21 protein-coding genes are annotated in these 26348 nt (G+C 73.2%); 7 read left to right on the top strand and 14 right to left on the bottom strand.

What is annotated here, in order from left to right; translation table 11 throughout:
- Positions 1-3: 3 nt before the first annotated feature.
- From ACQEVU_RS13195 to ACQEVU_RS13175, 5 genes are read right to left on the bottom strand one after another with little or no spacing between them, the layout of a single operon-like run.
- Positions 4-915 carry an ABC transporter permease gene (locus ACQEVU_RS13195; protein ID WP_433323098.1) on the bottom strand — a complete coding sequence of 304 codons (912 nt, stop codon included), beginning with the start codon at positions 913-915 and terminating at the stop codon, positions 4-6.
- Positions 908-1867, bottom strand: a complete 960-nt coding sequence (locus ACQEVU_RS13190; RefSeq protein ID WP_433323096.1) for an ABC transporter permease — start codon at positions 1865-1867, stop codon at positions 908-910. The genes ACQEVU_RS13195 and ACQEVU_RS13190 overlap by 8 nt, the downstream gene beginning before the upstream one ends.
- A gap of 44 nt (positions 1868-1911) precedes the next feature.
- Complete coding sequence (locus ACQEVU_RS13185) at positions 1912-3537, bottom strand: ABC transporter substrate-binding protein (RefSeq protein WP_433323094.1); 1626 nt, start codon at positions 3535-3537, stop codon at positions 1912-1914.
- 47 nt (positions 3538-3584) lie between these two features.
- Positions 3585-4766 carry a mandelate racemase/muconate lactonizing enzyme family protein gene (locus ACQEVU_RS13180; RefSeq protein WP_433323092.1) on the bottom strand — a complete coding sequence of 394 codons (1182 nt, stop codon included), beginning with the start codon at positions 4764-4766 and terminating at the stop codon, positions 3585-3587.
- Positions 4763-5689 carry a dihydrodipicolinate synthase family protein gene (locus tag ACQEVU_RS13175; RefSeq protein ID WP_433323090.1) on the bottom strand — a complete coding sequence of 309 codons (927 nt, stop codon included), beginning with the start codon at positions 5687-5689 and terminating at the stop codon, positions 4763-4765. Before ACQEVU_RS13175 ends, ACQEVU_RS13180 begins: the two co-directional genes overlap by 4 nt.
- A 409-nt stretch (positions 5690-6098) precedes the next feature.
- On the opposite strand from ACQEVU_RS13175, the gene ACQEVU_RS13170 reads away from it, so the two are divergent.
- The gene (locus ACQEVU_RS13170; protein ID WP_433323088.1) at positions 6099-7019 is read left to right on the top strand and encodes an IclR family transcriptional regulator; all 921 of its coding nucleotides are present in this window, start codon (positions 6099-6101) and stop codon (positions 7017-7019) included.
- Here the strand turns inward: ACQEVU_RS13170 and ACQEVU_RS13165 are convergent.
- Positions 6982-7590: a bifunctional 4-hydroxy-2-oxoglutarate aldolase/2-dehydro-3-deoxy-phosphogluconate aldolase gene (locus ACQEVU_RS13165; protein WP_433323086.1), complete on the bottom strand. Its 609-nt coding sequence runs from the start codon at positions 7588-7590 to the stop codon at positions 6982-6984. The two genes, ACQEVU_RS13170 and ACQEVU_RS13165, sit on opposite strands and share 38 nt — an antisense overlap.
- Positions 7591-7615: 25 nt before the next feature.
- The gene (locus ACQEVU_RS13160) at positions 7616-8578 is read right to left on the bottom strand and encodes a sugar kinase (protein ID WP_433323084.1); all 963 of its coding nucleotides are present in this window, start codon (positions 8576-8578) and stop codon (positions 7616-7618) included.
- Positions 8579-8748: 170 nt separating this feature from the next.
- On the opposite strand from ACQEVU_RS13160, the gene ACQEVU_RS13155 reads away from it, so the two are divergent.
- Together ACQEVU_RS13155 and ACQEVU_RS13150 are read left to right on the top strand one after the other, a co-directional pair.
- A complete protein-coding gene (locus tag ACQEVU_RS13155) occupies positions 8749-9528 on the top strand; it encodes a creatininase family protein (protein WP_433323082.1) in 780 nt (259 codons plus the stop codon).
- A gap of 10 nt (positions 9529-9538) precedes the next feature.
- A complete protein-coding gene (locus ACQEVU_RS13150) occupies positions 9539-10411 on the top strand; it encodes an amidohydrolase family protein (protein WP_433323080.1) in 873 nt (290 codons plus the stop codon).
- 59 nt (positions 10412-10470) lie between these two features.
- Here ACQEVU_RS13150 and ACQEVU_RS13145 read toward each other — a convergent pair whose 3' ends face one another.
- From ACQEVU_RS13145 to ACQEVU_RS13130, 4 genes are all read right to left on the bottom strand, one after another.
- Positions 10471-10947: a RidA family protein gene (locus ACQEVU_RS13145; protein WP_433323078.1), complete on the bottom strand. Its 477-nt coding sequence runs from the start codon at positions 10945-10947 to the stop codon at positions 10471-10473.
- Between the two features lie 7 nt (positions 10948-10954).
- A complete protein-coding gene (locus ACQEVU_RS13140) occupies positions 10955-12043 on the bottom strand; it encodes a LacI family DNA-binding transcriptional regulator (protein ID WP_433323076.1) in 1089 nt (362 codons plus the stop codon).
- A 153-nt stretch (positions 12044-12196) separates the two neighbouring features.
- On the bottom strand, positions 12197-13513 hold the full coding sequence (hisD, locus tag ACQEVU_RS13135; protein WP_433323074.1) for a histidinol dehydrogenase: 1317 nt from the start codon (positions 13511-13513) through the stop codon (positions 12197-12199).
- 216 nt (positions 13514-13729) lie between these two features.
- Positions 13730-16651, bottom strand: coding sequence for a BTAD domain-containing putative transcriptional regulator (locus ACQEVU_RS13130; RefSeq protein WP_433323072.1), 2922 nt, complete (start codon positions 16649-16651; stop codon positions 13730-13732).
- 150 nt (positions 16652-16801) lie between these two features.
- On the opposite strand from ACQEVU_RS13130, the gene ACQEVU_RS13125 reads away from it, so the two are divergent.
- Positions 16802-17803, top strand: coding sequence for a hypothetical protein (locus ACQEVU_RS13125; RefSeq protein WP_433323070.1), 1002 nt, complete (start codon positions 16802-16804; stop codon positions 17801-17803).
- On the opposite strand, the gene ACQEVU_RS13120 is transcribed toward ACQEVU_RS13125, so the two are convergent.
- Entirely contained in the window at positions 17734-18981 is a 1248-nt protein-coding gene (locus ACQEVU_RS13120) for an NYN domain-containing protein (protein ID WP_433323068.1), read from the bottom strand. The two genes, ACQEVU_RS13125 and ACQEVU_RS13120, sit on opposite strands and share 70 nt — an antisense overlap.
- A 190-nt stretch (positions 18982-19171) precedes the next feature.
- Here ACQEVU_RS13120 and ACQEVU_RS13115 point away from each other — a divergent pair, with 190 nt between their 5' ends.
- Positions 19172-19330 carry a hypothetical protein gene (locus ACQEVU_RS13115; RefSeq protein WP_433323066.1) on the top strand — a complete coding sequence of 53 codons (159 nt, stop codon included), beginning with the start codon at positions 19172-19174 and terminating at the stop codon, positions 19328-19330.
- A gap of 284 nt (positions 19331-19614) precedes the next feature.
- Here ACQEVU_RS13115 and ACQEVU_RS13110 read toward each other — a convergent pair whose 3' ends face one another.
- Positions 19615-20793, bottom strand: coding sequence for an FAD-dependent monooxygenase (locus tag ACQEVU_RS13110; RefSeq protein ID WP_433323064.1), 1179 nt, complete (start codon positions 20791-20793; stop codon positions 19615-19617).
- Positions 20794-20859: 66 nt separating this feature from the next.
- Between ACQEVU_RS13110 and ACQEVU_RS13105 the strand changes: the two genes are divergently transcribed.
- Together ACQEVU_RS13105 and ACQEVU_RS13100 are read left to right on the top strand one after the other, a co-directional pair.
- Positions 20860-21609, top strand: a complete 750-nt coding sequence (locus tag ACQEVU_RS13105) for a TetR/AcrR family transcriptional regulator (protein WP_433323062.1) — start codon at positions 20860-20862, stop codon at positions 21607-21609.
- 10 nt (positions 21610-21619) lie between these two features.
- Positions 21620-23347 (top strand): glycoside hydrolase family 3 protein, encoded by a 1728-nt coding sequence (locus tag ACQEVU_RS13100; RefSeq protein ID WP_433323060.1) that lies wholly within the window; start codon positions 21620-21622, stop codon positions 23345-23347.
- Here the strand turns inward: ACQEVU_RS13100 and ACQEVU_RS13095 are convergent.
- Positions 23344-26094 carry a carbohydrate-binding protein gene (locus ACQEVU_RS13095; protein ID WP_433323058.1) on the bottom strand — a complete coding sequence of 917 codons (2751 nt, stop codon included), beginning with the start codon at positions 26092-26094 and terminating at the stop codon, positions 23344-23346. The two genes, ACQEVU_RS13100 and ACQEVU_RS13095, sit on opposite strands and share 4 nt — an antisense overlap.
- Between the last annotated feature and the right edge of the window lie 254 nt (positions 26095-26348).

The following is a 26348-nucleotide window of genomic DNA, read 5'->3' as shown; positions in this document are numbered from 1 at the left end:
ATGTCAACGGCTCCCCTTCGGGTCCATCGCGTCGCGCAGGCCGTCGCCGACGAAGTTCACCGCGAGGACGGTCAGCACGATCGCGACGCTCGCCGGTACCCAGATCCACGGCCGGTTCATGAGCACGACCGGCGACTGCGCGGCGTTGACCATCTGACCCCAGCTGCTGGTCGGCGGCCGCACGCCGAGGCCGAGAAAGCTCAGCCCGGCCTCGACCAGGATGGCGTTGGCGACGCCGAAGGTGCCGACCACTGACAGCGGGCCGAGCAGGTTGGGCAGCAGGTGACGCAGCACGATGCCCCGCCGCGGTACGCCGATGACTTCGGCGGCGGTGATGAACTCGCGTTCGCGCAGGGCCAGCACCTGTCCGCGGACCAGGCGGGCCGCCGCCGGCCAGGTCGTCAGCGCGATCACCACGGTGACCGAGGCGAGGCTCGGCCCGGCGATGGCGACGAAGACGATGACCATCACCAGCGGTGGGACGCTCATGACCGCGTCGGTGACGCGCATGAGCAGCGCGCCGGTCCACCGCCCGTAGAAGCCGGCCAGCATGCCGACGGTGATGCCGATCATCAGCGAGATGGCCACGGCACCAAAGCCGACGATCAGCGACGTACGGGCGCCGAAGACCAGCCGGGACCAGATGTCGCGGCCGACGTTGTCGGCCCCGAGCAGGTGACCGCCGCCCGGCTTGTGGTTGACCGCGCTGAGGTCCACGTCGTTCGGTGCGTGGGTGGCGACCAGCGGCGCCAGCAGGGCCAGCAGGATCACCACGGCGAGGATGCCGACGCCGAGCACGGCGAGGCGGTGGGCGGCGAAGCGGCGCAGCGCGGGACGGCGTCCGGCATCCGTTGCGGATCCGGGCTCGGCCGGGTCGCCGGGCACGGCGCGCGATGTGGGGTCGAGGTCAGACAAGGCGCACCCTCGGATCGGCCCGCACGTAGGCGAGATCGGCAAGGAGGTTGGTGACCACGACCGAGACGGCGATGACGACGACGATGCCCATCATCAGCGACACGTCCCGGTTGCCCGCGGCCCGCACGGCGAGCTGGCCCATGCCGGGCCAGCCGAAGACCTGCTCCACGATGACCGCGCCGGCCACCATCTCCGGCAGCGTCAGGCCGATGACGGTGATGATGGGCAGCAGCGCGTTGCGGAACGCGTGGGCCAGCAGCACCCGGCCGGGCCGCAGGCCCTTGGCCCGGGCGGTCACGATGTACTCCGAGCTGAGCACGTCGAGCATGCTCGCCCGGGTGTACCGGATCAGCGGCGCGGCCACCCCGATGGCCAGCACACTGCCCGGAAGGGCCATGTGGCGCAGCAGGTCGCCGAACGACTCGTCGCCCAGGGTGTGCATGCCGTTGGTGGGGAACAGGCCGAACTGCACGCTGAACAGGTAGATGGCGGCGAGGGCGAGGACGAAGCCGGGGATGCCCACCAGCAGGATGGGTACCGAGCCGAGCAGGTAGTCGGTCGCCGTGCCGCTGCGCAGAGCGGCCGCCACGCCGGCCGCCAGCGCCAGGACGGTACCGACGACGAGCGCGGCGCCGACCAGCATCGCGGTCGGCCCCAGGTGTGCCCGGATGTCCTCGGCGACCGGCAGCCCGTCGGAGGACGAGGTCCCGAGGTCGCCGCTCAGCGTGTTCTTCAGCCAGGTGACGTAGCGCAGCGGCAGCGGGCGGTCCAGGCCGAGGGCGTGGCGTTTCTCCGCGATCTGGTCGGGCGTCAGCTGCGCGACGACCTCGGGGCTGAGCCGGACGGTCAGCTCGTCGCCGGGTGCCAGGGAGAGACCGAGGTAGACGATCACGGAGACCATCCACAGCACGACCGTGCCGATGAGCAGTCTTCGTAGCGCGTAGTTCCACATGCGGTCTCTCCCTGGTTGGTGCCTGCCCTGCTGGGGGTGGTGCGTCAGCCGGCCAGTGTCCAGCCGTTGACATTGAACGCGCTGTCCCGGTCGTTGGCGAAGACCTGGAAGGAGCCGCCGAGCTTGCCGGTCCAGGCGTTGTAGGTGGTGGTCTGCCACAGGGCCACCATCGGCACGTCACGGTTGAGGATCTGGGCGACCTGCTTGTAGTTGTCCGCGCGGGTCGACGCATCCGTGGTACCGCGGGCTTTTGCGTACAGGTCGTCCATCTGGCAGTTGGCGTAGAAGCTGCTCAGCGGGGCCTTGCAGTTGAAGTACCCGGAGCTGCGGTCGGGCGACAGGCCCATCGAGCCGCCGGCGTTGACGGTCATCGGGTACTTGGCGTCCTTGGACGCGTTCGCCGCCGACCAGGCCGCGGAGTCCAGCGGCTCCAGCACCGCATTGAGCCCGACGTCCTTGAGGTACTTCTGGATGGCCGGCATCATCTGGTCCCAGGCCGGGTCGACGCCCTGGGCGTAGGAGATCTTGAAGGGCTGGCCGAGGTCGAGGCCGGATGCCGCGAGCAGCTGCTTGGCCTTGTCCGGGCTGTACTCGTAGCGGTCCAGCGCCGGGTCGTTCTGGTCGAAGCCGGGCAGCACCCAGCGGATCTCGCCGTTGTCGCCGAACAGGTTCTTGAGCATGGCGCGGCGGTCGATCGCGTAGTAGATCGCCTGGCGCAGCCGGACATCCTTGGCCTGCGGGTGGTCGGTGCGGAACTGCAGGAACTGCGCGGCCGGTGAGACGACGAACTTGGTGGTCAGTCCCTTGACGGCCGACAGGGCCGGCGCGTCGCTGGCCGCGGCGTTGAGCACCATGCCCAGTTCGCCGGACTGCAGCTGAGCGGCCACCGATTCGGGCTTGACGTTGAGCTTGAAGAACAGCGTGGCGATCTTGGGGGCGTCGCCGAAGTATTTCGGGTTCGCCTTGAACTGCAGGTACTGGTCGGGCACCGCCTTCTCCAGCACGTACGGGCCGGTGCCGACCGGCTTGCTCTTGCTGAACTCGACGGTGCGCACGTTCTCGGCGGTGGCATCCTGCAGCAGGTGCTTCGGCACGATCGAGTAGACGGCGTCGGTGAGGTTGCGGATGAACTCCGCGTTCGGCGCGGCCAGCGTCATCTTCACCGTGTGGTCGTCGATCGCGGTCACCCCCGAGACCGGGTTCTTGGTGCCCTTCGCCTCGGTCGCGCCGACCACCTGGCGCCACTGGGTGGGCTGGTAGCCGACGTAGGCGGTGGGGCCGAGCTGGGCGGCCTGGGTGACCGTGAAGACCACGTCGTCGGCGGTGAAGGGCTGGCCGTCGGACCAGGTGACGCCCTGGCGCAGGTGGAAGGTGAACTCCTTGGCGTCCGGTGACTGGTCCCAGGTCTGCGCGAGGTCCGGGATGATGCTCTTCTCGTCCGGGGCGACCTTGACCAGGTTGGAGAACAGCAGGGAGTTGACGACCGCGTCGTTTCCGGTGCTCTGGTTGCTCGGCCCGAAGCCGGCGGTGTTGATGCCCAGGCGGGTGAAGGTCAGGCTCGTGCTCGACTGGGATGATGTGGCGGACGAGTCTCCACAGGCGGCGACCAGCGTCGCCGTTGCCGCGAGGAGCGTTAGGCAGGCGCTCAGTCGAGCTCTCCGAAGGACCATGCTCTCTCCATTCCAGTGGCGCCAGGTCGCGGCCGCGGCCGCAACCGTCAGGGGTTGGTGGTGTCGGTGCGGCGACCCTGGTCGTCGGTCACGCTGACGAAGCGGGCCTCGATGTCCTCGCGCAGCGATACCGCCAGGCCGGGCCCGTCCGGGAGCCGGGCCGTGCGGCCGTCGGCGGTCAACGGCTCGGCGAGCACGTCTTGCTGGTAGTAATGCGCGCCGATGATGTCGGAGGGGATGTGGGTGGACAGCCCGGCCGCCGCGGCGCCGGCCTGCAACTGGGCCGCGGCCCCGACGCCCAGCTCGCCGTTGGAGCCGATGACGACGGTCAGGCCGAAGGCGTCCGCGAGACGGGCCATCGACACCAACCGGCCCGGGCCACCGCTCTTGCCGATGTAGAGGCTGACCACATCGGCCGCCTCGGCGCGCAGCACCGAGACCAGATCGTCCGTGCCGAAGACGCTTTCGTCGGCGACGATCGGCAGCCCGAGGTCGCGCAGCTGCCGCATGCCCGCAAGGTCGCCCGGCTCCACCGGCTGTTCGAGGAAGGCCGGGGCCGACGGGCGCATCAGCTCGGCCGCGCGGCGCGCCGCGTCCCGCCGGTACCCGCCGTTGGCGTCCAGGCCGATGAAGGCGTCCGGTCCGCACAGCTGCCGGGCCAGCGCCACCCGTTGCGCGTCGGCGGCCGGGTCCAGCCCGATCTTCACCTTGAAGGCTGCGAACCCGGCGGCGACGGCCGCCCGATGGGTGGCCCGCAGCCGGTCGCCGTCCCCGCTCAGCGAGCACTTCACCGGTATCTCGGTCTGCAACGGGCCGCCGAGCGCGACGGCGAGCGGGACGTCGAGGGTACGGGCGTAGGCGTCCCACAGCGCGGTGGACAGGCCGGCCTTGGTGAACGGCGAACCCGCCAGGGCGCGGTCCATGCGCCGCTCCAGGTCGGCCACCGGCGCGATCGGCCGCCCGATGACGGCGCCCGCCAGGACGGTGCGGATCAGGTACTCGCCCGTGGCGCCGTCCTCACCGCTCCAGGTCAGCGTGGCGCTGACCTCGCCGATGCCGGTCACCCCGGCCGACGTGACGACCCGCACCAGCAGGAAGTCGGAACGGTCGTGGACACCCCGGGCGCCGGCCACCACCAGCTCCGGCTTGACCGTCGGGCTGACCCGCACGGTCTGGACGTCGACGACGGTCGCGTCGATCGCGCGCTGGCCGGTCGACGGGCCGCTCATCTGGCGCCCGCCGGTTCGGTGCTGGCGGTACCGGAGGCGGTGCGCGCGGCGGTTCGGTCGCGGCACAGGCGGTAGGCCTCGGCCAGCAGCTCGCGCCGCCGCTGGTCCACCCCGACGAGCGGCAGCCGTACCTCGTCGGAGGTGAACACGCCGATCTCGTGCAGCACCGCCTTGCTCGTGGCGATCTCGTCGCCGATGCCGAAGACGTGCACGAACGGCAGGATCTCGGCGGAGAAGATGGCGAACGCCTCGGCCAGCTGCCCGGCCCGGGCCAGCTGCCAGGTCTCCCGGAAGGTGTCGGGGAAGATCGCCGGGGCGATGACCATGACACCGTCCACGCCGGCGGCGAGGTATCGGAACAGGATCGGGTCGTCGCCGCCGAGCACCGTCAGCCCGGCCCGTTGCCAGGCCGGCACCTTGTCCAGCCCATGGTCGGTCAGCTTCACCGTGTTGAGCCGGGCGATCCCCGCGGCGTACTCGAGGACCTGCTCGATGGTGACGGCGGTCGCGGTGGGCGTGGGGTTGTCGTAGAACACCACCTCGATGTCCACGGACGCGGAGAGCTCGGCGAGGTAGCCGCGCAGGCCGTCGCGGGTGTTCGGGAAGTAGTAGGGCGACGCGCACAGCACGCCGGCGGCGCCGTGCTGCGCGGCGTGCCGGGCCAGCCGCACGCTCTCGTGCAGCGAGGTGTGGGTCACGCCGACCACGACGGTCTTGTCCCGCGGGACCATGGCGAGCGCCGCCTCGGTGATGTCCATCCGCTCCCGCGTCGACATCGACGGCGCCTCTCCCGTGCTGCCCAGCACGGTGTAGCCGTCGACCGACGCGAGCGTGTGGTCGAGCAGGCGGCGGAAGCTGATCGCGTCGAACCGGCCCCGGTCGAACGGTGTCGGAATCACGGGCAGGACCCCTGTGATCGTCATGGCGTCGTCCTGGCTCCTTCTGCTGACGGAGCAACGCCTGCGCTGCGCCGCGCGCTACACCGTCGGCCATCGTGTTAGTCATGCGAACACTGTGACTGCGTAGCGAACAGGCTAGGATCACCGTTCGAGGAACACAAGAGGCTCCACGGGAGAATGACGCCCTCCCACAGCGGGCATTTGTCCGCAGCCTGGGCGGATCGGGCGGCGCATTGGCGCCCACGGATCAGCGCAGGTACCTCGACCGATAGCCGGTACGGGGGGTCGGCCGCGCGACGAACGCGGTGTTCACTTCGGACCGCCGGGCGACCGGCGAGCACCGGAATGGCTCCATGAGCCGACTGTTCACCAAGCAGGACCCCGTGTACGGTGAGCGGACAGCCTTGGTCGAGCGCAGAGCGGGGTTTCACTGGTGGCAGGTGGCGGCGATCTGAGCAGCCTGGAGAAGGGGCTCGTCATCCTGCGTGAGCTGGCGGGCTCGGAGAGCGGCATGACCGCCGGGCAGCTGGCTCAGGCTGCGGGCCTCAACCGGACCACCACCTACCGATTGTGCGACGCACTCGAGCGGGGCGGCTGGGTCCGCCGCAGCGCCACCGGCGACACCACGGAGTTCGAGCTCGGCGTCTCCGCACTCGGTCTGGCCGTGCTCATCGGCGACAAGTACGACACCGAGGCCCGGCTCCGGCCGGTGATTTCCGAGCTGGCCCGGGCGATCGGCGAGACCGTGCACGTCGGGGTGCTGGCCGGCGCCGAGGTCGTGCACGTGGCGCGCGCGCTGCCGGCGTCCGGGTTCAGCGTCGCGGCGCGCATCGGCACCCGCGAGTACGCGCACTGCGCGGGCCTCGGCAAGGCGCTGCTGGCCACCCTGGCCCGCGAGGAGTTCGAGGAGCTCTACCCCGACGAGCGCCTGCGTACGCAGACGATCAACTCGCTGGCCACCCGCAGCGCGCTGCGCCAGGACCTGGACAGGGTGCGATCCCGCGGATACGCGCTGGACGAGGAGGAGGGCACGCTGGGGATCAAATGCGTGGCCACGCCCATCTTCGCCGCCGGCGCACAGCCCTACTTCGCGCTGAGCGTGACGAGCGTCCCGGCCCGGATGACCGAGGACCGCCTGCCGGACATCGTCAGCGCGGTGCGGGGCGCCGCGGCCCTGCTGACCGCCGCCTTCGGCGGGACCGTGCCGCGCGACTGGGGCAACGGTTCGCCCGCGGCGCCCGCCCCCGCCGCGCCGCCGGCGACCGACGCCGACGCGGGCGCCGCGACCCGTGCCGCGCGCCGCGGCCGGACCCCGGTCAGCGTGCCTCAGCCAGCCGCGCCAGGAGTCGACTGACGGCATCGCCGCCGTGCGCGGACAGGGCCGAACCGATGCCGCAGGCCACGGCCCCGGCGGCGATCCACTGCGGCGCCGCCTCGAGGCTGACCCCGCCCGTGGCCACCACCGGCACCTGCGGGAGCGCGGCCAGGACGTCGCGCAGGACCGCCGGGGACTGGGCCGAGGCGGGGAACAGCTTGACGGCGTCCGCACCCCATTCCAGCGCCCGGGTCCACTCCGTCGGCGTCGCCGCCCCGGGAATGACGGCCACGCCGTACCGGTGCGCGGTGCGCACCACCGCGCGTTGCAGGTTGGGCGACACGACCAGCCGCGCGCCCGCGGCGATCGCGGCCCGCGCCGCGGCCTCGTCGAGGACGGTGCCCGCGCCCACCACGCAGCCGGTGTGCCGCGCGGCCAGCCGCTCGATCGCGGGCAACGCGCCGGGCGTGGTCAGCGACACCTCGATGACGCGCAGGCCGGCGTCGATCAGCGTCTCGCCGGCGCGCACCGCGGCGTCGGCTCCGTCAACGCGAATGATGCCGAGCACCCGCTGCGCGGCGAGGGTCTGCATGACGTCCCAGCGGTACATCGGTTCTCCTGACGCTCAGGTGCGGTCAACGATTGACGGACTCGGTGTTGTCGGTGAAGCGGGACAGCGCCCGCGACCGCTCGGCGGCGGTCGGCAGACCATCGATGTCGGAGGCCGACGCGACGACCAGCGCCGCCACCGCGGCGGCCTCCGCAAGCATCCGCTCGGGCGGCAGGCCGCGCAGGATCGCGGAGAGCAGGCCGGCGGCGAACGCGTCGCCGGCACCGACCGGATCGGTGACCCGCACGGCGAAGGCCGGTTGGGCCCAGCGGCCGCCCTCGGTGGTCAGCACCGCCGACTTGTCCGGGTGCTTCACGACGACGGTCCTCACCCCGGCCGCCCGCAGGCGGGTCACCGACCGTTCGCCGCCTTCGCCGGTCAGCATCTCCAACTCCTCCGAGCCGGCCACGACCAGATCCGCCCGCTCGAGCAACGGGGCGACGACCGCACGCCACCGGTCGCGGCCGCCGAGCTTGTGCCGCACGTTGGGATCGAAGGACAGCAGGGCGCCGGCCTCACGCGCCGCGTCGATGAGCCGCAGCGTCGTGGCATACGCCGAATCGGAGAGCATGGCGGTGATGCCGGTGACGTGGACGATGCGCGTCCCGGCCGGCACCGCCACCCGGTCCGGCGACATCAGCGACGCGGCGGAGCCGGCGCGGTAGTACTGCACGTCGATCCCCCGCTCGGCGTGGCAGTCGCGCAGCAGCAGGCCGGTCGGCGCGTCCGGATCGACCCGTACCGCGGCGACGTCCACGCCCTCACCGCGCAGCACCTGCAGCACAACGTCGCCGGCCGGGTCGTCGCCGACCGCCCCGATGAAGCGGACCGGATGCCCGAGGCGGGCCAGACCGATCGCCACGTTGCTCTCCGCGCCGGCGACCGAACGGCGAAACTGCCACGACCGTGCGAGCGGTACGCCCGGCTCGGCCAGCAGCAGCATCATCGCCTCGCCACAGGTCACCACGTCCGGTGCTCCGGCTGTCACGGCGGCCCCCTCTCCCTCGCATTCAGACTACGTAGTCACAACTCGACGTCAACAGCCGAGAACCCTTGCGTGGCACCGAGAAACGCGCCTATGGTCGGGAGGCCGAGATCGTTTCGAGGCACCACAGGGCGCATCGCCGCTGCGGTTGAGCCACAGGTTGGGTGTTGAGCGTGGCGCTAGTGCACTGGGCGGACTGCGATCGGGAAACCCTGCGGCAGCGCCTGCCGTCGGCACTGGTGGTGCTGCCCGTCGGCGCCGTCGAGCAGCACGGTCCGCACCTGCCGACCGGCACCGACGCGTTCATCGTGGAGGCGGCCGTCGAGGCGGCGGTGCGGCAGGCCGCACCGAGCGCGCCGCGGGATCTGGTGCTCGCGCCCACGCTGCGGTTCGGCGCATCGGACCACCACTTCCCCTTCGGCGCCACACTCTCGCTGACCGTCGAGACGCTCACCCAGGTGCTGATCGACCTGTCCCGGTCGGTGGCCGCGGCCGGCGGCCGGCGGCTGCTCATCGTCAACGGGCACGGTGGCAACCGGGGCGCGTGCCACGCCGCGAGCGCCGCGGCGGCCAGCCGGCACGGGTTGTCGGTGGGTCACCTGGACTACTGGCAGCTGCTCACCGGACCGGATGACCGCCGGGCGGGCGAGGACCCGCAGCCCGCCACCCCGATTCCGGGGCACGCCGGCGCCTTCGAGACCTCGATGATGGCGCACCTGCGTCCGGCACCGGCCGGCGCCGCCCCACACCGCCCGTCACCGCCGGCAGTGCCCGACGTCCCCGACGTGATGATGCACGACAACGAGATCTGGCGGCACCTCGACGGATACACCGATGACCCGTTCGGCGCCAGCGCCGAGGCCGGCGCATGGTGGTTCGCCCGATGCGTGGCGCGGCTGTCCGAGCGCATCATCGCCGTCGCGGCCGCCGAGGTCGCCGTCGTGAAGAATTGAGGACCGCAGCGTGATTGTCGACGTCCACGCGCACACGCCCACCCATCGCCACGCGGTGCCGGCCGAGGAGGTGCTCAGCTACGACGGCTGGCGCACGGACCGCACGGTGGTGACCACGAACTCGTGGGACGACTACGACCGCGCCATGGCCGGCTGTGACGTCTCGATCGTGTTCAACATCGCGGTCGACGACCCGTTGAGCGCGACCGGCATGAAGTACCGCCCCGAGGACACCAACGAAGCAACGGCCGCGTTCTGCGCGGACGCGCCGCACAAGCGGATCGGTTTCATGTCGGTCAGCCCGCTGTGGCCCGGCGTCATCGACGAGGTCGAGAAGTGGCGGGAACGGGGCCTGGTGGGCATCAAGCTCGGCCCCAACTACCAGAACTTCGACCCGCTGTGCGACGAGGCCGTCGCGTTGTACGCCCACGCCGAGCGCACCGGCCTGCCCATCCTGTTCCACCAGGGCGCGTCACCGATCCGCCAGGCCCCGCTCCGGTACACCTACCCGCTGGTCACCGACGAGGTGGCGCTGCGCTTCCCCGAACTGCGCATCGTCATGGCGCACATGGGCCACCCGTGGGGCCGCGAGACCGTGGCCACCATCCGCAAGCACCCCCACGTGTACGCCGACGTCTCCTCGATCTACCTGCGACCGTGGGTCTGCTACGAGTCGCTGCTGTACGCCACCGAGTGGGGCGCGGCCGGCAAGCTGCTCCTGGGATCCGACTACCCGATCGCCAACACCGACGAAGCGATCGCCGGCCTGCGCCGGGTCAACGACATCCTCGACGGCACCGCGCTGCCGCGCATCTCCACCGAGGTCATCGACCGCATCATCCACGCCGATGCGCTGGGCGCCCTGGGCCTGAGCCTGCCGTAGCGGCGCCCGGCGGGCCGGCCGGTCGGCCGGCCCGCCGGGTCCGGCCCGGCCGAGCCGGCCTACTCGGGCCGGACCCGGACGATCGCGTCCACCTCGGTGGGACTGCCGGTGGGCAGCGCCGCGACACCCAGCGCCGTCCGGGCGTGCGCACCCCGCTCTCCCAGCACCCGCAGGAAGGCCTCGGTCGCCGCGTCCGCGACCAGGTGCTGGTCGGTGAACCCGGGGACGCTGGCGACGTACACCGTGATGCGGTCGACCTGCTCGATCCGGTCCAGGCTGCCCAGCTCCCGTTGCAGCACGGCGAGCACGTTGAGCGCGCACTGCCACGCGCAGTCCCGGGCCTGCGCCAGGCTCAGTGCGCCGTCGCCCACGGCTCCGGTGTGGCGCAGCGACCCGTCGGAGCCGACCGCGGTCTGGCCGGAGACCGTCACCAGACCCGCGTCGTGCCGTAGTGGCAGGATGGCCGGGCGCGGCCCACCGACCGGCGGTGGCCCGTCGGTGACGAGCGTGGACAGAAGCGACGATGCTGTGTTCAAGGGTTCCTCATCGGGATCGGGCGAGCCGCGGCTCGCGGGTAGGGGTGGCCGGGCGCCTGGCCCGGGTGGCCGGCGGCTTGCCCGCCGATCGGGTCTCATCGCCACCGTGATGTGCGGTGGAGCCGCGCACGACGAGCTCGGCCGGCATCGTGACCCGGCGCGGCGCGGTGGCCGGCTCGGCCACCCGCGACAGCAGCAGCTGCACCGCGATGCGTGCCATCTCCCCGGTCGGCTGCCGAACCGTGGTCAGGTCGAAGGCGTCCCACGACGCCATCGCAATGTCGTCGTACCCGACGACCCACACGTCGTCGGGCACCGCCCGGCCGAGTGACCGGGCGCCGTCCAGCGCGCCGAGGGCGGTCAGGTCGTTGACGCAGAACACCGCCGTCGGCGGCCGGGTCAGGGACAGCAGTTCACGCATGGCTTCCCGCCCGCGCCGGTAGGTGAAGTCGCCGTCGCGGCGACAGGCCTCGGGCAGCGACAGCCCGACGGCCGCGAGGCCGCTGAGGAAGCCCTTCTCCCGGTCCGCGGACGTGCTCGGCGCCGCCGGCCCGCCGATGTAGCCCACCCGCCGATGCCCGGCGGCGGCAAAGTACCTCGCGATCCGCTGGCTGCCGGCCCGGTTGTCGCTCACCACCTGGTCGCACTGCCAGCCCGGGCTGGCCCGGTTGAGGGTGACGGCCGGGGCACCGGCCCGCATCGCCTCCCGCAGGGCCGCCGACTTCGCCGTCGCCGCCGTGAACAGCACACCGTCCAGCACACCCTGCCGGATCGCCTCCAGTGCCGCGTCCTGCCCCGGACCCGCGGACGTCCACAGCGCCATCCGGCATCCGGCCCGGCCCAGCTCCGCGCTCAGCTCCTCGATCAGTCCCGGGTAGAACGGGTTGGTCAGGTCCGAGACCACCACGCCGACCGTGCCGCTGCGCCGGGTCCGCATCGCCCGCGCCAGCGCATTGGGCTGGTACCCGATCTGCGCCGCGGCCGCCAGCACCCGGGTGCGTGTCTCGGCGTTGACGGGACCGGCGTCGCGCAGCACCCGCGAGACCGTCGACTGCGAAACACCCGCCAGTTGTGCCACGTCCCTGCTGGTGACCATCGAATCTCTGCTCCCACGTCTACCGGGCGGTCCACCCGCCGTCGACCACCAGCGTATGACCGGTGATCAGGCCGGCCGTCGGCGATGGACCGGCCGAGGCCGCCGTCCAGCCGGAAGTCCAACCCCGCCCCGGCCCGCGCGACTGCTCGCGGGTCACGACGCGGCGGCCCTGTGCAGGTCGTGCTCGATCCAGCTCAGCGGGTCGCCGGCGTACTTCGCCGCACGCACGTCACCGGACCGGGCGTGGCCCTCGAACAGCTCCACCCGGCTGGCCCGGCCACAGATCCGGCCCAGCTCGGCGCTCGCCTGCGGGTCGAGCACCTCCTGGTAGGTCACCGTCTTGAGGTACTTGCCGACCCACAGCCCGCCGGTGTACCTGGCCGCGCCCCGGGTGGGCAGCACGTGGTTCGTCCCGATCACCTTGTCCCCGTACGAGACGCAGGTGCCTTCGCCCAGGAACAGCGCGCCGTAGTTGCGCATCCGATCCAGCGCGTCGCGCGGCGAGGCGGTGAGCACCTCCACGTGCTCACTGGCGAACTCGTCCGCCAACGCGAACATCTCGTCCGGGCCGGGCACGACGTGCACCTGCCCGTGGTCGCGCCAGGCGGGCCCGGCCATGTCCCGCGTCGGCATGCCGGGCAGGATCTCGTCGATGTGCCGCAGCACCCGCTCGGCCAGCGGCCGCGACGTCGTGATCAGCACCGCCGGCGAATCGGGACCGTGCTCCGCCTGGCTCAGCAGATCCACCGCGACCACGAACGGATCCGCCGTGTCGTCGGCGAGCACCAGGATCTCCGTCGGCCCGGCGAACAGGTCGATGCCGACCTCGCCGAACAGCTGGCGCTTCGCCTCCGCCACGTAGGCGTTGCCCGGCCCGGCGAGCATGTCCACCCGGGGGATCGACTCGGTTCCGAGCGCGAGCGCGGCAATGGCCTGCACGCCGCCCAGAAGGTAGATCTCGTCGGCGCCGGCGAGGTGCAGGGCGGCGACGGTGGCGTCCGGCACCACGCCGCGAATCGGCGGGGTGCAGGCCGCCACCCGGGACACGCCGGCGACCTTCGCGGTGACCACGGTCATGTGCGCGGAGGCCACCAGCGGGTATCGGCCGCCGGGCACGTACGCCCCGGCCGCGGCGACCGGGATGTGCCGGTGCCCCAGCCGCACGCCCGGCAGCGTCTCCACCTCGATGTCGGTCATCGACGCCCGCTGACGCGCCGCGAACCCGCGCACCTGCGTCTGGACGAAACGGATGTCGTCGATCACGGTTGCCGGCACCCGCGCCACGATCCGCTCGATCTCATCGCCGCTCAACCGGAAGCTCGGCGGGCTCCAGCCGTCGAACTTCTCCGAACAGGCCCGCACCGCCTCGTCACCCCGCCGCCGGACATCGTCGATGATGCCCGCGACAACCTCGGCAACGGACTGCTGTTCCGGCCGGCCCGAACGCTGCGCCTGCTTCAGAACGGTCACCGGTCACCTCTGTGAAATCGTAGTCATGACTACGTAACCATAGCGACCGCCCAGTCGTCACGCCAGCGCCTGTTTCACCGGAGGACGTTGCCGCCGGCGGCCCGGCGGCACCCGCACGACGCGCCCGGCCCGCCGGGCGACCCGGCTCGCGATCGCCGATACGGAGCAGGGACATGCCGACCGGTGAACAGGAGGCGGGCGGTGACCTGCGCGGCGCTACGGGCACATCCGGCGGATCGCGGCCTCGTCCAGGCCCATCCCCGCGAACTCGGCGACCGCCAGCGCGCGGGCCAGACCGGCGCGCGCCGGGTCCGTGGTGCGCAGGGCGGCGGCCAGGCCCGCGTGGGCGCGGGCGCGCTCGTAGGGCATGCGCTGGCCGGCGTCGCGCAGGACGCGCTCGTGTTCCGTGACGGCCTCGGCGGTGCGGCCGAGCATCGTCAGGGTCTCGCCCAGGTGGTTGGCGACGATCGGGTCGAAGTAGCCGTCGCCGAAGCGGCGGGCCTCGTCGTAGGCCTGCCGCTGGTAGCGCAGTCCCGCCTCCGGGTCGCCCTGCAACGCCACCAACCGGCCGTACTCGGCCAGGGCCTCCGCGGCGCCGCCCAGGTTGCCGTGCAGGCGCTTCAGGCCGATCGTCCACATGAGCACGAGGCCCGCGGCGGCGGGGCGGTGCATCGCCACCAGGGCGCTGCCGAGCCAGCCGAGGGCGACCGCGTTGCTGGCCTGGACGCGGTCGCGGCGCACGGCCCAGGCGCGGGCGATCATCGAGGCGCCCTCCTCGGGGCGGCCCAGCAGGTGCAGGACGGTGCCGCCCTCGGCCAGGGCCGTGACCGCGGCCCGGGTGTCGCCGGTCGCCTCGGCCTCGGCGACGGTGCGCTGGGCCAGGTCCAGGGCGTCGCGCAGCAGGCCCTGGTGGCGCAGCACGATGACCTGCAGCGACTGCTGCATCAGCGCCTCGCGCGCAGCGCCGTGGCGGCGGAACACGCCCTGCGAGCGCTCCAGCAGGGCGTGGCAGTCGCCGTAGCGGCCGAGACGCAGGTAGATGCCGGCGACCGTGCGGCAGGTGCGGGCGGCCAGCAGGTCGTCGCCCAGCGCGTCGGCGGCCGCGACGGCGCGGTCGGCCAGGGCCAGCGCGGCGCCGCTGTAGCCCAGCGTCCGGGCCGGGTTGAAGGACAGGCGAGCCAGCAGCAGGGTGTACCGGTACTCGCCGCACCGGTGCGAAAGCTCGACGAGCGCCCGCAGGCACGGCCAGTGCTCGAGGATCCAGTCGGTGCCCTCGGCCGAGGTGGCGAAGACCCGCGTCCCGGCCGGCACCTCGGGCTCGGACTCGGGCTCCTCCAGGTACTCGCCGGCGGCGCCGAGCGCGCCCAGGTAGTACTCCAGCATGCGCACGATCGCGGGGTGGCGCTCCTCGTCGGCGACGAGCGTCTCGGCGTACGCGCGCAGGAGGTCGTGCAGGCGGTAGCGGCCGGGCACGTCGGCCTGCACCAGGTTGACCTCGACGAGGTCGTCGAGCAGGTAGCGGACCTCGGCGACGGGTACCTCGGCGAGCACCGCGGCCGCCTCGGCCTCCAGCGTGCCGGCCGGGTGCAGGCCGAGGCGGCGGAAGAGGCGCTGCTGGGGCTCGGGCAGCGCGCGGTACGACAGGTCGAACGCCGCCGCCGTGCTCCAGCCCTCGGCGGCGACCCGGATCGGCTCGTGGGAGGCGAAGCTGAGCTGCTCGGCGAGCATCCCGACCGTCCAGCGCGGACGGTGGCGGAGGCGGTGGCCGACGAGGCGCAGGGCGAGCGGGAGGCCGCCGCACAGGCCGGCGACGGCGGTGGCCGCGCCCGGGTCGTCGTCGACGCGCTCGTCGGCGGTGTCGCGCAGCAGCTCCACGGCGCCGTCGGGGCCTAGCGGCTCGAGCGACAGCGCGGCGGCGCCCTCGATGGGGCCCAGGCGGGTGCGGCTGGTCACCACGACGACGCTCGGGCCCTGGGGCGGCAGCAGCGGCTCGACCTGCGCGGCGCCGGCCGCGTTGTCGAGCACGACGACGCCGGCCAGCTCGCGCATGCGGCCGGCCCACAGCTCGGCCCGCTCGGCCCCGTCGGGCGGCGGGACCGCGCCGAGCTGGCGCAGCAGCACGCCGAGGGCCTCGTGCGGGTCGACCGGCTCGCGCTCGCTGTGGCCGTGCAGGTCGATGTACAGGCGGGCGCCGGGGCGGCCCTCGGCGAGGGCGTGCGCGGCGGTGAGTGCGAGCGCCGACTTGCCGACGCCGGCCATGCCGTCGACGACCACGACCCGCGGGCGGTCGCCGCGGCCGGCGCCGTCGCGGGCCGCGGCCAGCAGCCGGCGCAGCTCCGCGTCGCGGCCGACGAGCCGGCGCGGCGCCCGCGGCAGGCGGCCCGGCGCGGCGGCCGGCGGTGGCGCGCCGGCGCTGCGCAGGGTGTCGAGGTAGGCGTCGCGCAGGGCCGGGCCGGGCTCCACGCCGAGCTCGTCGCGCAGCGTGGCCACGACCCGGTGGTAGTGCGCGATCGCGTCGGCCTGCCGCCCGTCGCGGGTCAGCGCGGTGATGAGCAGGGCGGCGATCCGCTCGCGCAGCGGGTGCTCGGCGGCGTACGCCTGCAGCTCGCCGACCAGCTGCCGGTGCCGGCCGAGGCCCAGCTCGATCTCGGCGCACTCCTCCAGCGCGGCCAGGCGCTCCTCCTCCAGCCGCACGCCGTGCAGCCGCAGCCGCTCCCCCGGCAGGCCGGCCAGCGCCCGCCCGCGCCAGAGCTCCAGCGCCTCGCGCAGCGCGGCGGCCGCCCCGGGGGCGTCGGCGTTGGCGAGCAGGGTGCGTCCCCGCAGTACACCCCGCGCGAAATCGTCGGCGTCCAGCCGGGCGCCGTCGAGGTCGAGGCGGTAGCCGACCTCGACGGTCTGGACGCGCTCGCCGAGCAGGCGCCGCAGCCGGTACACCACCGTGTGGATCTGCTGCCGCGCCGTCGACGGCGGGTCGTCCCAGGCGTAGTCGACCAGCGTCGCGATGTCGACCGGGCGCCCGGCGTGCAGCAGCAGCGCCGCCAGCACCCGCTGCGCGCGGGACCCGCTGACGGGCACGGCCCGCCCGCCGGCCGACACCGCGAGCGGCCCGAGGACCTCGAACTGCGCCGCCGTGACCACGAGGCGTACGGTACTACGATCCGCGCTGGCAGCGACCATCGCCGATACCTGCGGGCCCCTCGCCGGCGGACGCCCGGTAGGGACAGCCTCACCATCGATCCGGGGGCGCGCGGGCCTGACGCGCGCGGCGCCCGGCGGCATCGTCGAGGCATGCCGAACTCCCTGTCCGCACCGCCGGCCGCCGGCCGCTGGCACCGCCCGCTGCTGTGGTTCGCCGCCGCGATGGGCGTGCTCACCCTCGTCGCGCTCGCCGGGCTCATCGTCGACGACCGCACCATCGGCGGCAGCCCCGCCTGGCTCAAGCCGTTCAAGTTCGCCGTGTCGCTCGGCGTGTACGCCGTCACGCTGGCCTGGCTGCTGCGCTTCGCCAAGCGGGCCCGGCGCACCGGCTGGTGGGCGGCCACGGTCGTGGCGGCCGCGTCCGCGGGCGAGATGGTCGCCATCGTGCTGCAGGCCGCGCGCGGCCGGGCCAGCCACTTCAACCACGCCACGCCGTTCGACGAGACCGTGTGGAGCCTCATGGGTACCACCGTGGTCGTGCTGTGGACGGCCAGCCTCGTCGTGGCCGTCGTGGTCGCCATCCAGCGCGACGCCGACCCGGTGGTGCGCTCGGCCGCCCGGCTGGGCTTCGCGCTCTCGCTGGCCGGCATGCTGCTGGGCTTCCTCATGACGGCGCCGACCGCCGCCCAGCGGGCCGAGCTCGGCCGCGGCGGCAGCCCGGCAATGCTCGGCGCGCACAGCGTCGGCGTGGCCGACGGCGGGCCGTCGATGCCGGTCACCGGCTGGTCGACGACCGGCGGCGACCTGCGCATCCCGCACTTCACGGGCATCCACGCGCTGCAGGCGCTGCCGCTGCTCGCGCTGCTGCTGGCGATGCTCGCCGCCCGCTACCCGGCCCGGTTCGGCGCGGTGCGCACGCGGGTGCGGCTGGTGCGGGTGGCCGCGGCCGGATACGCGGGGCTGCTCGCCCTGCTGACCTGGCAGGCCCTGCGCGGCCAGCCGCTGCTGGAGCCGGACGCCGCGACGCTGGCCGGCGCCGGGGTCCTGGTCGCGCTGACGGCGGCCCTGACCGCGGCCGTGCTTCAGTCGAGAGGGTCGGGGCTGAGCCAGGCCCGGATCGCCGTCTCCTCGTCCTCGGTGAACGGGATCTGAGCGGCCTCGGCGCGGCTCAGGACGTTGTTGACGAACGCGGTGCCGATCTCGGCCGCGGTCGGCGGGGGCTGGCGGTGCAGCGGGGAGCCGCCGAACGAGGTGCCGCGCACCACGAACGCCACCGCGCCGCGGCTGACCGGCACGCCGCCGTCGCGCAGCCGGTCGCGGGACCAGCTGGTGCACTGGGTGAGGTTGAAGCGGTGCTCCCGGGCGTACGCCGAGAGCGTCTCGTAGATCGAGGGCCACCACGCCTGCGGCAGCCGGGGCAGGCTGAGCTGATCGGCGAGGCGCTCGACGGGCTCGGGCAGCGCCGTGCGGGGCGCGCCGGGCGAGGACGGCTCCGGCGTGGGGTGCCGGCCTTCGTGCCACAGCAGGTGCTGGGACATGCGCAGGCCCGGCAGCTGCAGCGCCTCCACGGCGCGGGCGAAGCTGCCGAAGCCGAACCAGTTGCTGGTGCCGACGACCGGGCCGAGCTCGCCGCGCAGCCGGTACGCCAGTGCCGCCATGTTGAGCGGGTCCTGCGCCGCCTCGTAGTCGGCGGTGACGATGGCCCGGAACTGGGCGTAGGCCTCGTCGGTGTTCGCGGCGTCGGCGAAGGCCGCCTCGGCCTCGTCGTCGAGGTCGACCGGCTCGCCCTGCACCAGCGCCAGCAGCTGCTGGCTGTCGAGCAGCTGGTCGGCGATCGCGGTGAACGCCTCGGCGGCGTCGGCCGGCGACACGACCATCGTGCGCCGGTCGGCCCGGCGCAGGCGCTGCAGCAGCGGGGTCATGTCGGAGTCGCCGGAGGCGATGACGAACTCGTCGTAGCGGGTGTCGTCGGCCAGCGCGTCCACCGCGTCGACGACGATGCGGATGTCGGCGGCGTTCTTCGTGGCGTTGTACCGCGGGCAGTCGATCACCTCGAAGCCGGCGCGCACGAACGACGGGCGGAAGCGGGAGAAGTACAGCCGGGTGGGCTCGCCGGCGCCGTCGCGGTGGTTCACCCAGCCGGCCGGGTTGAGGTAGCAGCGCAGGATGAGCCAGCGGCGGGGGGCGTCGGCGGTCAGCGTGTTGGCCAGCCGCCCCAGCCACTGCCCCGGCTCGGTGGCGAACAGGACGGCGACCTCGGGGTCGAGCTTGAACAGCCCGCTGAACACGTTGTCGAAGTCGAGGAAGAACGCCGCCCGCACGTGCCCCATTGCCGAAACCTATCAACAAAGATCGGGCGGGCGCGCGTACGGGCTGGCCGGCGCAGCTGCTGAGTGAACCGCCCGTGAATGCCCCTCAATGTGTTGCGATCGACATTGCGGTACTCGCAGGCGCAGCTTCACGCAGCGTCATTCAACGGTTACCCTGAATGCCCGGCATCGATGGGGAGGAAGGCGAACAATGCCCAAGAAGATCCTCAGATGGGGCGGCCTGGCGTTCCTGGTGTTCTTCGTCGCCTATCGCCCCCAGTCCGCGGCCAATGTGGTGACCACGATCGGCGGCAGCCTCCTGGACATCGCCAACGGCTTCGGCGACTTCTTCGCGCAGCTCGGCGGCTGACCGCGCGGCCGTCCGGGCGCGTCAGGCCCGGGCCGGCGCCCGGCGGTGCCGCTCGATGCGGGCCGGGCACCCGGCGCAGCGCGTCGCTGACGGCCGCGGGCCCGTTGTCGTGCGCGGCCACCTCGAAGCCCGCGTCGTCCAGCACCGTCTGCGGCATCGCGCGCACGCCCTGGTCGTCGTCGACGGGCAGCACCGTGGCCGGGCAACGAACATAGCGGCGCGCCGGTGCGCCCGGTGGCGCTTTCGCCGGGGGCCGACGACGGCGGGGGCACCGCCGGGCCGGCTCACGCGTAGGCGGGCAGCGACACCGCCTCGGCCGTGCGGCGGGCGGCGTTCGCGATCATCTGCTTGCCCGGGAGGTACGGCACCAGCTTGATGTACTGGTTCAGGAACGCGGTCAGCAGCCTCCCCTGCGGCACCATCATCCTGCTGTTGCCCTCCGCGCCCTGCTGCGCGCCCTCGGCGTACGGGCGCATGACGCGCTCGTAGGCGGCGAACGCGGCGGCATGGCCGCCCTCGCCGGCCCGCAGCAGCTCGCCGGCGAGCACGTAGGCGCCGACCACGGCGAGGCCGGAGCCCATGCCGGACAGCAGGCACGGCGAGAACGCGGCGTCGCCGAGCAGCGCGACCCGCCCCGCCGACCAGCGCGGCATGCGGACCTGGGCGACGGAGTCGAGGTACAGCTCGGGCGTCCGGTGCATCGCCGCGAGCAGGCGGGGCGTGTGCCAGCCGATGCCGGCGAACGCATCGGCCACGACGCGGCGCCGGGCGTCGGGGTCGCGGCGGTCGTACGCCCCGGCCGGCGACGGGAAGAACAGCTGGGCCCGCGCCTCGGCGTTGTGGTTGGCGCTGGTGACGATGACGACCCGGCTGGCGGTGCGGTAGGCCTCGGCGGTGTGGTCCAGCCCGAGGAAGTTCTCCACCGGGAAGATCGCGCAGTGCAGCCCGAGGTGGTGCACGAACCGCTCCGGCGGCCCGAACGCGAGCGCCCGCACCGCCGAGTGCAGCCCGTCGGCGCCGATGACGAGGTCGTAGCGGCCCGCGGGCCCGCGCTCGAACTCGACGGCGACGCCGCCCGGCTCCTCGCGCAGCCCGGCGATCGCGTCCCCGAAGCGGTACTCCACGCCGGCGGGCGCGGTCACGCCGTACAACACCTTGGCCAGATCGCTGCGCAGGATCTCCACGTCGCCGGCGAACAGGTCGGCCGGCATCCGGCTGACCCGCTTCCCGGCCTCGTTGACGTAGTGCATCGCCCCCATGCCGGTGCGACGGCGCTCGATCTCCTCGAGGACCCCCATGCGGCGCAGCACCCCGAGGTGCGCCTCGCCGCGGAAGTCCACGGCGTGCCCGCCCTCCCGCAGCGCCGGCGCCCGCTCCACGACGGTGACGGCGGCCCCGCCGCGGTTGAGCCAGTAGGCCAGGGCCGGCCCGGCGACACCGGCACCAGAGATCAACACGTGCATTGAGGGTCTCCTCCCCCGCTCGACTGTTTAAGGATTAAACACTACTGCTTATGGTATAAACAAGCGGTGAGTGATCTGGACGACTACGGGGTCCCGGCGAGCATCGCGGCGGCCTGGGGCCGGCGCGACCGCCCCGGCTACGGCCCCCGCCCCGGCCTGAGCCTGGAGCGGATCGTGGCGACCGCCGTGCGCGTGGCGGCCGCCGAGGGCCTCGCGGCGGTGTCGATGGTCCGGCTGGGCAAGGAGCTCGGCACGTCGGCGATGGCGCTGTACCGCTACGTCGCCGCCAAGGACGAGCTGCTGGACCTGATGCTCGACGCGGGCGTCGGCCTCCCGCCCGAGCCGCCCGCCGGCCCCGAGGCGGGCTGGCGCCCCGGCCTGGAGCGCTGGTCCCGCGCCTACCTGGCCGCGCTCATGGCCGCGCCCTGGATGCTGCAGGTCCCGCCGGCCGCCCCGCCGATCACCCCGAACCAGATCGCCTGGCTCGAGGACTGCCTGGCCGCGCTGTCCGGCACCGCGCTGGGCGAGCGCGAGAAGCTCTCGGTCGTCATGCTGCTGTCCGGCTTCGTGCGCAGCTGGGCCGGCACCGCCGTCGCCGCGATGCAGCCGCCGGGCGAGCGGCCCCCGATCGACTACGGTCGCGCCCTGACGGTCCTCGCCACCCCGGACCGCTTCCCCGCCATCGCGGCCGCGATCGCCGGTGGCGCGATCGACGACGACGCGACGTACGACGCCGAGGCCGAGTTCGCGTTCGGCCTCACCCGGGTGCTGGACGGCATCGCCGCCCTGGTTGACGCGCGGCATCGATCGGTATAGAGATCGAAGCATGGTGAGACGTCGATCGATTCTGGCCGGGGCCGCGGGTGCGGCCGTCGCCGCGGGGATGCCCGCCGAGGCCTGGGCGGCGCCGCCCGGGGACACCGTCGAGCGGGTGCTCGCGGGGCTGACACTCGAGGAGAAGGTCGGCCAGCTGTTCGTCGGGTACGTCTACGGCGACAGCGCCACCGCGCCGGCCGCCGCCGACGTGGCCGCGAACACGGCCAAGTACGGGGTGGGAACCGGGGCGGAGGTCGTCGCGCGGTACCACCTCGGCGGCGTCATCTACTTCACGTGGAGCCACAACCTCGGCAGCCCCGCGCAGATCGTGGCGCTGTCCAACGGGCTGCAGGGCGCGGCCCGCGCGGACACCGGCGTGCCGCTGCAGATCAGCACCGACCAGGAGGGCGGGATCGTCAACCGCATCGGGGCGCCGCTGGCGGTGTCGCCGGGCAACATGGCGATCGGCGCCACGGCGGACCCCGGCGCGGCGCTGCGGGCGGCCCGGGTCAGCGGGGAGGAGCTGCGCGCGCTCGGCATCAACGTCGTCGACGCACCCGTCGTGGACGTCAACACCAACCCGCGCAACGCCGCCGACGGGGTCCGGGCGTTCGGGGACCGCACGGCGCAGGTGTCGCTGTTCGGGGCGGCCGCCGTGGCCGGCTACCGGGCCGCCGGCGTCGGGTCGCAGGCCAAGCACTTCCCGGGGCTCGGCGACACCACCGTCAACACCGACAACGGGGTCGCGGTCACCGACGAGACCAAGGCGCAGATCCTGGCCACGCACGTGCCGCCGTTCGCGGCGGCCATCGCGGCCGGGGTGCCGAGCATCATGGCCGCCCACATCGTCGCGCCGGCCCTCGACCCGTCGGGCGCCCCGGCCAGCCTGTCCCGGCCGATCGTCACCGGGCTGCTGCGCGAGAAGCTGCGCTTCGACGGCGTCGTCATCACCGACGCGCTCGACGCGGCCGCCCTGGCCGGCATCCCGGGCGAGCGGATCGTGCTCGACGCGATCGCCGCGGGCGTCGACCAGCTGCTGATGCCGGCCGACCCGCCGCTGGCGATCCGCGCGGTCCTGGACGCGGTCGCCGCCGGGTCGCTGTCCGAGGCCCGGATCAACCAGTCGGTGCGGCGAATCCTGCGCATGAAGCGCGCCCTGGGCCTCTTCGACGCGGCGGACACCCCGGCGCCGCCCGTCGTCGGCACCCCGGAGCACCTGCAGACGATGTCCGGCATCGCGGCCCGCTCGATCACGAAGCTGCGCGGCGCCGGGCTCCCGCTGCCGGCCGGCGGCACCGTGCTCGTCACCGGCTGGGGCGTGAGCACCACGCAGACGCTCACCGCCGCGCTCAACGATCGCGGCGTGGCCGCGACCCGGCTGTGGACGGGCTCCCCCTCCCCCGCCGTGATCGCCCAGGCCGTCGCCGCCGCGCAGGCCGCCGCCGCGACCGTGGTCACGACCAACAACGTGTGGGGCGACGCGACCCAGGTGTCCCTCGTGCAGGCGCTCATCGCCACGGGCCGGCCGGTGGTCGTGGCGGCGGTCGGCGGGCCGTACGACATCGCGTACTTCCCGCAGGCCCCGGCGTACCTCGCCGCCTACGACTACCAGCCGGTCTCGCTGCTCGCCCTCGCCGATGTCCTCACGGGCCGGGCGGGCACCCCCGGCCGCCTCCCGGTCACGATTTGGACCGCGGACGGCACGGGGGTGCTGTACAACTTCGGTTCAGGCAGCTAGGCGCTCCACACCTGGAACTCCGACAGCTGTCCCGCGGGCCAGCCGGTGTTGGCGGTGAACGTCGCGCGCCAGTAGCGCTGGCTCGTGGCCGGGAACGTGATGGTGACGGTGTTGTTCGCCGACGGGTTGAACGTGTACGGCGCCGACCCCGTCACCGTCGTGAACGTCGAGCCGTCCGTGGACGCGCTCAGCGTCAGCGTCTGGTTGCGGGCGCCCCACGACGCCGGCAGCTGCAGCACGACCTTGTTCACCGAGCGGGCCGAGCCCAGGTCGACCTGGACCCACTGCGGGAACGCGTTGTTGGCGCTCTCCCAGTAGCTGCCCTGGTTGTTGTCGGTCACGTTGCCCGAGCCGTACGTCTGCGTGTGCGACGACTCCGACGTCGGCCGGCCCGACGCGACGTTGCTGGGCGGCGGCGGGGTCGTGCCGCCGGAGCCGAACTGCAGCGAGTTGAGGTTCCAGCCGCCGTTGTCCTGCGCCAGGGTCAGCACCTGCACGCCCGCCGGCAGCGTGACGGTCGCGGTGACGTTCGCCCACGTCTGCCAGCTGCCGGTGGCCGGGAGGTTCACCGCACCGGTGAGGTTGGCGCCGGACGCACTCGCCAGGTGCAGCGCGCCGGTGACCGCGCTCGGGGCGGCGACCCGGGCCGTCACCGTGTACTGCCCGGCGGTGGCCACGTTCACCGTGTAGCGGAACCACTGGCCCGAGCCGGTCCAGCCCAGGTTGTACCCGCCGCCGGTGTCGGAGGTGGCCTCGAGGTCGACGCCGTCGCTGCGGTAGGAGTTGGCGGTGCCGTTGATCGAGGTCACGTTGTAGGCGAGGCCCTGGCCGCCGGTGTCGTAGTTCTCGGCCTGCACGGTGCCGGGGATCGCCGCCGGGGTGCCGCCGAACGGCGCCTCGACCGGGCCGGTCCCGCCCTGCCAGCTGTTGCCGCTCAGGGTCGCGGCGAAGCCGCCGGAGTTGTTGAGGTACGCCGACGAGCCCGCCCGCAGCCCGGAGACGGTGTTGCCGGTGATGGTCGCCGAGCCGCTCGGCGCCGGGTAGAACGGCGGCGCGATCACGATGCCGTTGCGCCACGGCGAGGAGACGGTGTTGTTCTGCAGCTGCGTATTCGTCGACTGGGAGAACCCGATGCCGTCGTAGAGCGAGTCCGCGACGGTGTTGTTCGCGGCCGTCACCCGGTCCACGACGCCGACGTTCTGGCCGTCGCCGCCGTTGCCGATCTGCAGCGCCGGCTGGCCCTGGCTGTAGCCGTTGCCGCCGGAGCGGCTCACGACGTTGTTGGACACGGTGGCGCCGAGCAGGTCGTTGCCGTTGACGCCGAACCGGCCGGCGCCCAGGCCGATGTACCGGGCCGTGTCGCTGATGGCGTTGTACTCCACGTCGTGCCCGGACCCGCCGTAGATCCCGATGCCCTTGCCGCCCCACGGGGCGACGATCGTGTTGTGGGTGAACGTCACGTTCGCCATAACCGTGTAGTACGTCTTGGTGCCGTTGCCGTCGGTGTTGTAGTTGACGGAGTTGATGGCCATGCCGTCGTCGCCGGTGCCGCGCACGAAGTTGTTGGTGGCCGACAGGTTGTTGCCGACCGAGTTGCCCATCGACACGTTGTTGAGGTTGATGCCGTCGGCCCAGATCGTGGTCAGCCGGCTGTTGCGCACCTGGCCGCCGGTCCCGGAGGCCCAGAAGCCCGACAGCGTGTGCTGGGTCCAGATGTCGTCGGCGACCCAGTTGGTGCCGGTGGTGTCCATCGCGCCGCCGGCCCCGTCGGAGGTGGCCCGGCTGAGCGCATTGGAGTCGACGTGGAAGTCCTTGACCGTGGTCGACGTCAGCTGGAACACCGCGCCCAGCGGCGTCGGGTTCGGCAGCGGTACGGCACGGTAGACCGTGCTGTACCAGGGCCCGGCGCCGGCGATGGTGATGCCCTGCGCGTGCAGCCCGTTCGTGCCCTTCAGGTAGAAGGTGCCCGTCGGGATCCACAGCACCTTGCCCTGCGACTGCGCCTGGTCGATGCAGCTCTGGATGGCGCCGGTGCTGTCGAAGCCGGCGTTGTCGGCCTGGGCGCCGCAGGACGTGATCGAGATCGAGTTGGCCGGCTGGGCGATCGGGGCCGGGTTCTCCACGTCGACGACGTCGATGTCGTAGTACGCCGCCGTGTTCGCCGCGTCCTTCTGCAGCGCGAACGTGGCGCCGGGGGCGATCGGCGTGCCGGTGACGAACGTGCGGACCTCGTCGTAGAAGACCCGGGGGTTGCCGTCGGCCGGGTTCTGGTCGCTGCTGTCGTTGTAGTGGTTGTTGCCCTCGTACACCCACGTCTGCTTCGACGTGAGGTTCAGCGCCTGGCGGTAGGCGCCGTCGACGTACAGGTTGAGGGTGGCGCTGATCCCGCCGCCGCCCGGGGCGTCGGGGATGCTCTCGCGCACGACGATGGCACTGATCGGGTGCCCGGTGGTGTTCGTCCACTGCACGCGCTGGCCGGTGCCGGCCAGGTGCACGTACGCGTGGCCCGACGCCTCCAGGGCCGGGCTGGAGTACTGGGTGGTGGGGGCGGCGGTCAGCGCGACCGTGCCGGCCCCGCCGGAGAGGGTGCCGGCCTCGGCCTCGTAGCTGGTGAACGGCGTGGTGGCGCCGGCGACGGTGGCGGCCGGCGCGGGCGGGGCGGTGTAGTAGAGCAGCGCGCCGACGAGCACGGCGGCGGCCGCGGGCGGGACCAGCCGGCGCGCGGCCCGCTTCGTGGAACGGTTCATGTGGAGTCCTCCTGGGACCTGCGGTACGTAGCGGCGTACCTCGCGGTCCGGGGAGCGCACCGCCGACGTGCGGTTCGGAACGCGACTGACGCAAGTATTTGCATCAAACGCTTGAAACATGCGTCAGTCAACCGTCACTTTCAACAGTACGGATGGCAAAATCCGAACTGACCGGCGTCACCACCGAAGTGGGGGCGCCGCCGGTTACCTTTGGGGGAGGCGAGGGACGGGCCGACCTGCGATCGTGTGGGGGT

Source organism: Dactylosporangium sp. CA-139066 (genome assembly GCF_050936175.1).
Lineage (GTDB): Bacteria > Actinomycetota > Actinomycetes > Mycobacteriales > Micromonosporaceae > Dactylosporangium.
Note: the sequence above shows the minus strand (reverse complement) of the source record. Positions and strands in the feature narration are given on the sequence as shown.